Consider the following 9,579-nt stretch of genomic DNA (forward strand, 5'->3'; position numbering starts at 1 on the left):
CCTGGCGGCGTCACCGTGGGTGGTTGCCCGAGGCTGCGCCTCGGGGCCCGGCTGCGCCGGGCGGGGTGGCTGGGGCTGATTCGCCTGCGGCGAATTGGTGGGTGTGGGTCGGCCCCTGGCGGGGCCTCAGGTTTGGTGTGGTTGGCACGGGCCTGCGGCCCGCCTTGAGGGGCCGTTGACGATGTGGCTTGAATTGCAGGTTGCACCCCCACCCCTGCGGGGCGGGGCCGTGTCCGGTGGCAGCGTTGACGATGTGGCGCGAATTGCCAGTGAAAGGCTCTCCCCTGACGGGGAGGCGGGTATCCGGAACGGAGCCCGTTGACGATATGGCGTGAATTCCCCGGGATAGCACCAAACCCCGGGCTGGGGGCGCCCCTGGTGGGGCGTCGGGGCTGCGCCCCGGCGACGTCGCAGCGGCAGTGCCGGCACGGTGCGGGTGCCGCAGTCGCCGGGGCGCAGCACGGCACCGGGGCCGTACAGGGCCGGGGAGCGCCTCCGGACGACGGCGCCGGGCGGGACGGTCGCCACCGCCCCGGCGGGCCCGGGAGGGGCGCAGCGCGGGGCCTGGAGCGCGCTGGGGTGTCACCGGCAGAACCGCACCGGGCTGCCACCGGCACGGCCCCTTGCCGGGCGCACAGGACCGTCTCCGGAAAAATGCCGTTCCGGGGCGCTTCGAATCCGGGCACAGGCGCGGTTGATTACGGGTCAGCGAACCCCGCACCGTGAACTTCCGGAGCAGGCACGATTTCCTGCCCCCGGAACTCCCTGATACGACACCAGAACCGGTCCTTCCACCGGTCCGGAACTCCTCACCCCGAACACCACCAATCCCCCCAATAACCGGCCACGCGTCGGTGAATCTCTCTCAGCCACCACACCACCAGAAAACACGGTCACAACACCACACAGAACAGGGCGCAGCACAGGGCCACCACGGGAGCGCAACACCGTCCGGGAATCCCGGAAAAGAGGCGGGCCTTCGGCGAGGGGTCGGGGCCTGGCGGCCCCTTGGCGGGAGTTGGGGGTGTCGCCTGCGGCGTCACGGCGGGCCAGGTGGGGGCCTGCGGCCCCTCGGGGAGGTGGGCGGGCCTGCGGCGGGGGCGGGATGTGGGCCGGGGTGGGGTCGCCTGCGGCTCCCCGCGGGGTGGTGGGCGGGTGAGGCGGGCCCTGGCTGCGCCGGGCCAGGGCGAGGTGTGGGGCGGGGCCTGGGGCGGGGGTGTCGTGCTGTCGCGATGCGGGGGCGAGAGGGGGGATCCGGGGCATCCGTGCTGGGAAACGACGCGACAACACCCCAGGGGCGACAGGAGGCGCGACAGGCACCGCCTGGCCGGGCACCCAGTCCGCCACCATGACGAAAACCGGACCACCCGCGCCTACCCCACCCCCACCACCCCACACAGGCACGCGCCAGCCAGCAGTACCGCCCCGGGCACCGCGCAGCGCCCAAAACGCCGGCGGACATGGTCTTCCGCGAGATCCGAGCGGCGTTGTCGATCGCCGGCGGAACACTGAGAGGTCGGGCGGGCGGGATGTGGCACACGATGCGGACGTGGGTGGAGGGCCGCAACGCCGTGGCGTTCGAGCGCGAACGGCGCTCGACGCTGCTCACCGTGCCGACGACGCTCCATCAGGGCGGGCGGATCTACGACCGGCGGGCCGACGGGAGCGTGCTGGAGATCGCCGTCCCCGCTGCGGAGCGCCCTGGTGTCATCATCGGTGAGAGCGTCCGGCAGCACGGCGCGACCGCCCCGCCGTCTCTTTCCTCCTCCCCCCGTCACGTTCTGCCCGGCACCGAGGAGCAGTGATCCGTGTCCGTCCTCCCTCCGCCTTCGCGCCCCCTGGCCGGTGAGGCCGTCCACATTCCCGAGGGCACCCCACTGCACCGGACCCACCACGAGCGGCGCGCTCCCACCATGTACAGCCCGGTCGTCGCTGGTCTGTTCGGGGGTGGGCGCTTCGACGCCACCCCCGAGGACCCGTATCCCTTCCTGTACGCGGCGTTCAGCCCCGAGATCGCGCTGTGGGCAACGCTGGTACGAGACACCCCGTTCGACGACACGGCTTTCCGGACGATCCCGCGGGCCGCCATCAGGGGACGCGCCCTGGCCGAGGTGAGGACCGCCGAGCCCCTGGCCCTTCTCGATCTTACGACCGACGCCGCCCTCACCCGCGTCGGGGCGTCACCCGCACTCGTCCACGCCGACAGCCGCGACTTCGTCCATACCCGGGCCTGGGCCGCGCTGCTGCGCGAGCACAACCCCTGGGCCCAGGGGTTCCTGTGGCCCTCGCGTCATCCCGACAGGAACCTGGTCGTCCTCTTCGGAGACCGGTGCCCCGAGAACGCTCTGACCGAGGTCGGGTCCGAACCGCTGAGTCCGGCACTGGTGAACAGGCTCCTGGCCCGGGTCGGTCGCCCCCGTCCGGTCGGCCCCCCGGAAGAGGCGATGCCCACCGGTGAAGCCCCGCACATCGCCGGGGCGCCCCGGCAGGCGCCGGAGAGCGACGACTTCACCGCCTTCTTCAAGGCCAACTTCCGCAACGTCTGCCGCATCCTGAACGCGCGGCACGACGACTGGGAGCTGGCACAGGACGCGGCCAGCCGGGCCTTCGAGATCGCCTACCGGCGGTGGCCGGACGTTCGCGCCCACCCCAACCCGGTCGGTTGGGTGGTCCTCACCGGCCGGCGGATCCTCATCCGTGTCCACCAGCTCCAGGCCAACCGCAGCCTGGAGCTGACCGGCGATACCGATCCGAAGGGAGCCGCCGAGGTCGCCGACCCCGCCGCCGCCACAGTAGAGAAGGTGGACGTCCACGCCGCGATCGCGGCCCTGAGCCGGGACAAGCGCGAGTGCTTCGTCCTGCACCACGTGCTCCACTACCCCGTGGCAGACATCGCGGCACTCCTGCAGATCCCCGCCGGCACGGTCAAGAGCCGGCTCAGCGCCGCCCGCGCGGACCTGCGAGACACCCTGGGCCACGACTTCTACAAGGGAGGCACACGATGAAGCCCGACACCGGCGCCCACATCAACGGGTTCGACCGCGACATGTCCGAAGACGAAGTCCTCGGACACCTCACCGAACTGAGGCACCGCACCTCCCTGCACATGCCCATCCTCGACGACGACGACTACGAAGCGGCCATCGAGGAAGCCGCCCGCGCGATCACCGCACCTCCCAGGGCCTGACATCTCCTCCGGGCGCGCTCCCGCACGGGGCGGGCCGCACGCGGGGCAGCGGAACAAACCGGCCCGCTCGTCCTGGCCCTCGGCGCGCCAGGGCACAGACACAGCAGGCGCGGCAGGACACCGAGGACGAGCGGGGGTCGGCGGGCGGCCAGGCCGCGGCGCCGAGGCCCCGTGAAGAGGCCGGCACGGCGGAGGACGGCGCCGGGGTGGTGAGGACACCGGGCCCGGGCAGGCGCAGCAGCCGCCAGGACGGGGCCGACGACGACGGTGACGGCAGCACCCGGCGATGCCTCCACTGGGACCACCCGGGCGGAACCGCCATCTCCTGCAGAGCGACTCGGTTTCCTCGGTCCGCCCATGCCGCGATGTCCTGGTCCTGCGTCCCATGCGGCTGCCCGGCGGGCGGGCGAGAGACAGCGAACGGGTTGTCACCAATGCCGCGGGCCGGGGCGGGCGGGTCAGTGCCGGATGCCAGCCGCGGTCCACGCGGCGGCGATCCGGCGGTAGGCCTCGACGGCGGGCCCGTCCCAGCCGGTGCGAAGCGCCGGCGCGGTGGCGAGCGTCACGTCCCGCACGGCCCCGGCCCGGGGGAGGGGCGGGCACCGGGGTCCCTTGACCGCGGGGGGTCGCTGCGGCCAGTCGCCGGCCTCTTGGCGGGCGATGTCATACCCCGGGCCGTGGCCCCAGTTCCACCCGCACTCGTTGCAGGTACGAAGCGGGCGATCGTCGTCCGGGTCCCAGTACTCGGCCCACTCGTCCTCGTCCTCCTCCATACCGGGACCAACGACCAAAACCACCCCCAGGTACGCCGGACAACGGCCCGGACCGCAGCCCGGCAGTCGGCCAGACCGCGCGCCACAGCCAGGCGTCCGCCAAGGCCGCACGGCCAGCAGCGCGGGCCCACCGGAGCGCAGCAGGAGGCCGGGCCGGGCAGCAGGCGCGCAGCGGCCGGCGCTATCTGGGGTCCGGCAGACGAGCGACGGCCCGAGGCCGGCCGCAGCCCCGGGCGGCTGCCGAACAGCGGAGGAAAGCCGGAATCCCCGTCAAAAATCCCCGGAAATAGTCGCGGGAAGCCCACAGAAATTAACCGTCAAATGTCATCAGAACTCGCTGCGCCCCAAAGCCCCACTCCCGGGCGCGGCATAGACGTGGCAGAGACGGAGAGTCACCGCCACGTGTGCACGGACATGACGCTCGCCTGCTCCCGCGACACCCTCATGCCGGTCCAGACCGATACGGGCAAACCGCTTCAAACCGCCCTTGCTTTCGAGTCTGGCTCTGGAAGGTCACACCCCAGTACAGCGACCAGAGCGACCCAGCCAGCAGGCGGCGGGCACCGGGACGGCAGGCGGGCGCCCCGGATGCACTCCGGCCGATTCCGGCCGCAGGGTGGGGTAGTGGGCATCCTCGTCGTCATCGAGCACCCGGATCAGCCGGACCAGATGGTCGCGCACGCGGCCGGCACCGACCCGGACGCACCCGTACACGACGGTGACGACCGCACCGTCCGCCGGCTGCTGGCCCGCTTCGCCGAGCTGGCCACCGTCGCCGACCTGTACGCACTGCGCGAGGCCCTCGACGCGGCCCGCCCATCCGGCAACCGCGAACGAAGCCAGCCCCGCCGACCGGGCTCGTGAACCCGCCCGTCCAGGCGTTCAGGTAGATCCTGCGCCTGGCGCCCCTGGCCGCTGCGGAGAGGCGCCGCCCTGGCCGGCCGGGGCAACGGGGCGGATGCCCGCCCGGCGGGCATCCGCCGCACGGTGCCGGTGACGGCCCGTACCCGGTTCCGGGTCACGCCGCGGCGACGAGGTCGGCGCGGCCGAACAGGAGCGCGTAGCCGCGGGGCAGGCCGTTGAGAAGACGGTCGGTGAACTGGCGGCCGGCCAGGTCGGCGAGGGCGACCAGGACGGAGGAGGCGTCCCAGCGTGCGCCGGCGAGGCTGGTGTTCAGGGCGCGGGCGACGGCTTCGACGAAGGCCGGGGCTGCGACCGGCTCGGGCAACGGGATCTGCGCGGCGAAGACGGCGCGGGCCCGCTCGGGCAGGACCGCGGCGAGGTCGCAGCGCTCCTCACCGGTGAGCTGGGAGCCGAGGACGGCCAGGACCGCGTGGAGGGCGCGTTCGGCTTCCTCGTCGGTGGTGTAGCGGCCGAGGGTGCGGACCTGCCGGAGAAGGCGGCGGTGGCGGGTCATGACGGTGGTGGCCTTCCAGGCGGGCCGCCGCTGGCGGCAGCGGTGGAGCAATAGAGGGGTCAGGGCCGGTGGCCGGGCTGCGGGCGGCCGAACAGGAGGTCGTAGCCGGGCGGCAGCTGAAGTAGGACGCGCTCGGTGAGGTCGTCGCCGGCGGCGTCGGCCACGGTGGACAGGACGGCGCCGATGTCCCACAGCGCGGTGGTCTCGGTGGCGCCCTCGGTCCAGGCCGCCGTCGCGCGCGCGAACCGTTCGGGGGTGAGCGGTTCGGCGGCCTGCAGCGGGTTGAGCAGGATCAGAGCCAGGGTCTCGGGCAGCCGGGCCGCGAGGTCGGCGCGCACTCGGCCGACGAGGTGGGCGCCGAGCAGGGCCAGGACGACGCGCGCCGCCCGCTCGGCCTCGTGGGGTGTGTCGTATTCGCCGCGTTCCCGGACCTCCTCCAAGAACGCCTCCCATCGAAAAGTCACCGCGGTTCTCCCTCCATCCCGAGGAGCCGGCGCGAACGGTGCCCGGTCAGGGTTCGAGGACCAGGCGCCGGTGCAGACCGGTGAGTTTGAGCAGCCGGACCACGCAGCGGCCGGCCCCTCGCAGGATGAGGCGCCTACCGCGCCGGTCGGCCTGGTCGCGGGCCTGGACGAGGGCACCCAGGCCCGCACAGTCCATGAACGTCACCTCCGACAGGTCGAGCACCACCTCCCGGTGCGACTCGAGCGCGGCCGCCAGAGCACGGCGCAGCGTGGGGGCGGTGTCGAGGTCGATCTCGCCGCTCGCCCGCACGACGAAGGGCTGGTTGCTCTGGCCGTTCACGGTGTTGCCCCGTCTCAGCGGGCCGACTCCATGGAGCGGCCGGCGGCCGGGGTGTTCCGGCCGCCCCTTCGATCGAGGGGGGAGATCAGGGGCGGCCGGAACGGCATCGGGGACCGGGTCAGGCCCGGATCTGCTTGCGGTCGCCGCTGTGGCTGATCGCGACCTTGCGGGGCTTGGCCTTCTCGGCGACCGGGATCTTCAGGGTCAGCACGCCGGCGTCGTAGTCGGCGGTGATCCCCGCGGGGTCGAGGGTGTCGGAGAGCATGACCTGGCGGGAGAACACGCCGAGCGGGCGCTCGGACAGCTCCCACTTCACACCCTCGCCCTCCTGGCGCGGCCGGCGCTCGGCCTTGACGGTCACCATGTTCCGCTCGACGTCGATGTCGATCGCCTCCGGGTCCACCCCCGGCAGGTCGAAGCAGATCACGTACTCGTCGCCGGCCCGGTAGGCGTCCAGCGGCATCGGAGCCGGACGCGACCAGGTTCCCGTGTTGCCCAGGAACTGCTGGGTCAGACGGTCCAGCTCGCGGAACGGGTCAGTGCGCAGCAGCATCGCGAAACACCTCCACTGATCGAATGGGTGCCAGTGCGCTTCGTCTGACACCCTTTGTAGCGCGTCATCCATCCGATGACAAGCTGGCATGTCGCCTATAGAGTGACTGCATGAGTGAGAAGTCCCGCAGAGCCGCCCCCGACGGCAGCGGCCCGCCGGCGGGGCCGGCGTCCTTCCTCGCCGCTGCCACCGCGCTCGCCGCCATCAACGACGCGGTCCGCACCGCCCAGATCGCCGGTGCCGGGGCACCGCCCGGTGCCGGGACGCCGGACGAGGGACCGCAGCCGGCGCTGGCCGCGCTGGTGCTGCTGCGCGAACTGCGCACCCAGCTCGCCGGCTGGGAAGCCGGCCTGGTGGAGAACGCCCGCGACGCCGGCGCCACCTGGGCCGACCTCGCCCGCCCCATGGGCGTCGCCAGCCGCCAGGCCGCCGAGAACCGCTACCTGCGCCTGCGCCCGACCGACAGCACCTCCACCGAGACGGAGACCGGAGCCGAACGCGTCAAGGCGGTGCGCGACCGCCGGGCCGGCGAGCGCGCGGTCACCGCCTGGGCCCGCGATCACGCCGCCGACCTGCGCGTACTCGCCGCCCAGATCACCGCCGCCCCCGGCCTGCCCCGCGGCGCCGCTCCCGCGCTGACCGCGCTCACCACCGCCCTCGGCACGCCCGACCCGGCCGGCCTGATAGCGCCCCTGGCGGCGATGCGCCCCCACGTCTGCGCCCATCCGGACCTCGCCGCCCGTCTCGACGACCTCATCGACCACACCGCACGCCTGCGCCATGACAGCGACCAACGACGCACCTGACCCCCGCACCACGGCCACGGCCGAGGACCGCTGGCAGCACATCGAGGACCGGCTCACCGCCATCGAACGCCGCATCCGCGACCACAGCAGCGCCGCCATCACCACCATCGACGCCTGCCTGGCCAGACTCGACGCCCTCCGCCACAACCTCGCCCACCGGCCCTGGCCCCCACAGTCCTCCCCCACGCGCGCGGACCCCCCGAGCGTCCCGCCGCAACCGACGCGAGCCCCAGCCGAGAGTCCGGCGGCTCACGCGCGGGGGTGACCGGGGCCGCTCAGCGGCGCGGGCCGCCGTGGTGGGTCGGGCCGGCGTGCCCGCCGGTGTCGTCCGGGAACGACACGGTCACAGTCACACTGAACTTCCAAACGTCCTCGCGGTGGCCCGGCACCCGGGCCAGAGCAAGGGCGTGCACCTCGGCCCGCTGCGCCTGGCGGCACCAGTCCGCGGCCTGCTGGAGGACGCTGGCCGCGGTGGCGGCGGTGCACACCACCGCGGTGTGGGCGGCGACCGTCACGTCCGCCCCGCCGACACCCGGCATCGCCCGCACGGCCTCGGCCGCACCGCTCAGGTCCCGGGCGAGGTCCTCGACCACCCGGGGTGCAGCAGGGAGCACTCCTGCCATGGGCATGCGCAGAGCGGTCGATCAGGTTGTCCACGAGGCGGAACTCCAACTCACCGACGGCACGACTGACGGGGCGGGCAGCACCGCCAGGTCGAGGCCGAGCTTTCGAGGAGCTCCCCGGCGCAGCGCGCCGAGAGGCTCACCGCCGTTCTGGCCGGCGCCGCCCGGATCGAAGACCCGGTCCGGCGTGACCCGGCCGCCCCGTCTGGCACCCGCCGAGCGAGCGGAGCTGGCGGGCCTGCCGGTCGAAGGGAGCTGTAGGCGGCGAGCGGGAACGGCGCGCCGTCAGTGGCCGGGGGTGCCGGGGATGGGCAGGTCGGCCCAGACGGTCTTGCCGTGCCCGTGCGGCCGCCATCCCCAGTCCTTGGCGAGCTGCTGCACGATGAACAGGCCATGCCCATGCGTGGCGTCCGGCCGGTGGGGTCGCGGGCGCGGCGGGTCGGGTGCCGGGTCCGTCACCGCGATCCGCAGGAAGGCATCGTTGAGGTCGAGGTCCAAGCGCCTGGGTCCCCGGGTGTGCCGGGCGGCGTTGGCGAGAAGTTCGGCGGCCACCAGCAGCGCGTCAGCTCCGGTGCCGGCTGTCATCAGGTGCCAGTCGACAAGAGCCTGGCGCAGGAAGTCGATCCCCGGCACGGTGCCGTCGCCGAGGCGGAAGTCCACGCGGCGGTGGCGGGCGTGTGCGGCAAGGGAGGCGGGCATCGTGGATCCTGGCGCGGCCGGGAGCGGTAGGTCCTGACCCCGGCGTGTGCCCGCCGCCAGGCGCGCTACACCGCCGTGGCGCCGCTCGGGCCGGATGCGCTCCTCCGTGCCATCGGAGCGCGGGATGAACCCGCGGCGGATGCCACCGGAGTCCTTCTCCGACCCGGCCGAGTAGACGTACTGGTCGGCCTTCACGGTGAAGGCGAGGCGTCCGCCGGCCTGGCCGGTCTCGTGCACCACCGGGGCGGCTACGTCTTCACTACCCCCGGTGGCGGCCCGATCGAAGGGGCCACCCTCACCCGGCATTTCAACACCCTGCTCCGCCGGGCCACCCTCCGTCGCATCCGCTTCCACGACCTCAGGCACACGGCGGCGACCCTCCTCCTGGAACAGGGCGTCGAACTCGTCGTCATCAAGGAGCTGTTGGGGCACGCCCACATCGGCGTCACGGCCACCGTGTATACCCACGTCCGACTCCGGCTCCAGCGCCAGGCCATCGACACTCTCAGCAGCGCCCTCCGCCACCCCGCAACCGGCAGTACCGCGCCCGACGACCGCGACGATCCGCCGCTTTGTGCAGAACCCGTCCGCTGACGTTGCCGTCAACTACTGCCGTCAAGACACCCGACAGCCCCCACCAAGGTCTCCTTGGTGGGGGCTGTCGGCCATTCAATTCAATTTTCGATTCACTTCAGTTCTCGGAATTTACCCATCGGG

Annotated in this window: 13 protein-coding genes and 1 pseudogene; 7 read left to right on the forward strand and 7 right to left on the reverse strand. The window is 73.2% G+C overall.

Annotation, left to right across the window (positions count from 1 at the left end; all coding sequences use genetic code 11):
* The first annotated feature begins 1,541 nt into the window (after positions 1-1,541).
* From ACIRST_RS41975 to ACIRST_RS41985, 3 genes are read left to right on the forward strand one after another with little or no spacing between them, the layout of a single operon-like run.
* Complete coding sequence (locus ACIRST_RS41975) at positions 1,542-1,805, forward strand: hypothetical protein (protein ID WP_402809986.1); 264 nt, start codon at positions 1,542-1,544, stop codon at positions 1,803-1,805.
* A gap of 3 nt (positions 1,806-1,808) precedes the next feature.
* Entirely contained in the window at positions 1,809-3,005 is a 1,197-nt protein-coding gene (locus ACIRST_RS41980) for a sigma-70 family RNA polymerase sigma factor (RefSeq protein WP_402809989.1), read from the forward strand.
* On the forward strand, positions 3,002-3,187 hold the full coding sequence (locus ACIRST_RS41985) for a hypothetical protein (protein ID WP_402809992.1): 186 nt from the start codon (positions 3,002-3,004) through the stop codon (positions 3,185-3,187). The genes ACIRST_RS41980 and ACIRST_RS41985 overlap by 4 nt, the downstream gene beginning before the upstream one ends.
* A gap of 458 nt (positions 3,188-3,645) precedes the next feature.
* Here ACIRST_RS41985 and ACIRST_RS41990 read toward each other — a convergent pair whose 3' ends face one another.
* On the reverse strand, positions 3,646-3,960 hold the full coding sequence (locus tag ACIRST_RS41990) for a hypothetical protein (protein WP_402809995.1): 315 nt from the start codon (positions 3,958-3,960) through the stop codon (positions 3,646-3,648).
* A 624-nt stretch (positions 3,961-4,584) separates the two neighbouring features.
* Here ACIRST_RS41990 and ACIRST_RS41995 point away from each other — a divergent pair.
* Complete coding sequence (locus tag ACIRST_RS41995) at positions 4,585-4,824, forward strand: hypothetical protein (protein ID WP_402809998.1); 240 nt, start codon at positions 4,585-4,587, stop codon at positions 4,822-4,824.
* 154 nt (positions 4,825-4,978) lie between these two features.
* On the opposite strand, the gene ACIRST_RS42000 is transcribed toward ACIRST_RS41995, so the two are convergent.
* From ACIRST_RS42000 to ACIRST_RS42015, 4 genes are all read right to left on the reverse strand, one after another.
* Entirely contained in the window at positions 4,979-5,377 is a 399-nt protein-coding gene (locus ACIRST_RS42000) for a DUF2267 domain-containing protein (protein WP_402810001.1), read from the reverse strand.
* Between the two features lie 59 nt (positions 5,378-5,436).
* Positions 5,437-5,841, reverse strand: coding sequence for a DUF2267 domain-containing protein (locus ACIRST_RS42005; RefSeq protein ID WP_402810004.1), 405 nt, complete (start codon positions 5,839-5,841; stop codon positions 5,437-5,439).
* A 46-nt stretch (positions 5,842-5,887) separates the two neighbouring features.
* Entirely contained in the window at positions 5,888-6,181 is a 294-nt protein-coding gene (locus tag ACIRST_RS42010; protein ID WP_402810007.1) for an STAS domain-containing protein, read from the reverse strand.
* A 118-nt stretch (positions 6,182-6,299) separates the two neighbouring features.
* Positions 6,300-6,734 carry an Hsp20/alpha crystallin family protein gene (locus ACIRST_RS42015; RefSeq protein ID WP_354644735.1) on the reverse strand — a complete coding sequence of 145 codons (435 nt, stop codon included), beginning with the start codon at positions 6,732-6,734 and terminating at the stop codon, positions 6,300-6,302.
* A 110-nt stretch (positions 6,735-6,844) separates the two neighbouring features.
* Here ACIRST_RS42015 and ACIRST_RS42020 point away from each other — a divergent pair, with 110 nt between their 5' ends.
* A complete protein-coding gene (locus ACIRST_RS42020; protein WP_402810012.1) occupies positions 6,845-7,540 on the forward strand; it encodes a type III effector protein in 696 nt (231 codons plus the stop codon).
* The gene (locus ACIRST_RS42025) at positions 7,515-7,805 is read left to right on the forward strand and encodes a hypothetical protein (protein ID WP_402810014.1); all 291 of its coding nucleotides are present in this window, start codon (positions 7,515-7,517) and stop codon (positions 7,803-7,805) included. Before ACIRST_RS42020 ends, ACIRST_RS42025 begins: the two co-directional genes overlap by 26 nt.
* Positions 7,806-7,815: 10 nt before the next feature.
* Here ACIRST_RS42025 and ACIRST_RS42030 read toward each other — a convergent pair whose 3' ends face one another.
* Both ACIRST_RS42030 and ACIRST_RS42035 read right to left on the reverse strand, forming a co-directional pair.
* On the reverse strand, positions 7,816-8,169 hold the full coding sequence (locus ACIRST_RS42030) for a hypothetical protein (protein ID WP_402810017.1): 354 nt from the start codon (positions 8,167-8,169) through the stop codon (positions 7,816-7,818).
* 279 nt (positions 8,170-8,448) lie between these two features.
* Positions 8,449-9,168, reverse strand: a complete 720-nt coding sequence (locus tag ACIRST_RS42035) for an ATP-binding protein (protein ID WP_402810019.1) — start codon at positions 9,166-9,168, stop codon at positions 8,449-8,451.
* On the opposite strand from ACIRST_RS42035, the pseudogene ACIRST_RS42040 reads away from it, so the two are divergent.
* A pseudogene (locus ACIRST_RS42040) lies at positions 9,082-9,456 on the forward strand (tyrosine-type recombinase/integrase); the annotation flags it as partial. The gene ACIRST_RS42035 and the pseudogene ACIRST_RS42040 overlap by 87 nt on opposite strands.
* Positions 9,457-9,579: the final 123 nt, after the last annotated feature.

The organism is Kitasatospora sp. NPDC101447 (assembly GCF_044767225.1).
Taxonomy (GTDB): domain Bacteria; phylum Actinomycetota; class Actinomycetes; order Streptomycetales; family Streptomycetaceae; genus Kitasatospora.

Coding starts and splice junctions, on each gene's coding strand:
- ACIRST_RS42000 (WP_402810001.1), bottom strand. CDS start 5,377: ATGACCCGCCACCGCCGCCTTCTCCGGCAGGTCCGCACCCTCGGCCGC.
- ACIRST_RS42020 (WP_402810012.1), top strand. CDS start 6,845: ATGAGTGAGAAGTCCCGCAGAGCCGCCCCCGACGGCAGCGGCCCGCCG.
- ACIRST_RS42015 (WP_354644735.1), bottom strand. CDS start 6,734: ATGCTGCTGCGCACTGACCCGTTCCGCGAGCTGGACCGTCTGACCCAG.
- ACIRST_RS41990 (WP_402809995.1), bottom strand. CDS start 3,960: ATGGAGGAGGACGAGGACGAGTGGGCCGAGTACTGGGACCCGGACGAC.
- ACIRST_RS41975 (WP_402809986.1), top strand. CDS start 1,542: ATGCGGACGTGGGTGGAGGGCCGCAACGCCGTGGCGTTCGAGCGCGAA.
- ACIRST_RS42035 (WP_402810019.1), bottom strand. CDS start 9,168: ATGCCGGGTGAGGGTGGCCCCTTCGATCGGGCCGCCACCGGGGGTAGT.
- ACIRST_RS42025 (WP_402810014.1), top strand. CDS start 7,515: ATGACAGCGACCAACGACGCACCTGACCCCCGCACCACGGCCACGGCC.
- ACIRST_RS41985 (WP_402809992.1), top strand. CDS start 3,002: ATGAAGCCCGACACCGGCGCCCACATCAACGGGTTCGACCGCGACATG.
- ACIRST_RS42030 (WP_402810017.1), bottom strand. CDS start 8,169: ATGCCCATGGCAGGAGTGCTCCCTGCTGCACCCCGGGTGGTCGAGGAC.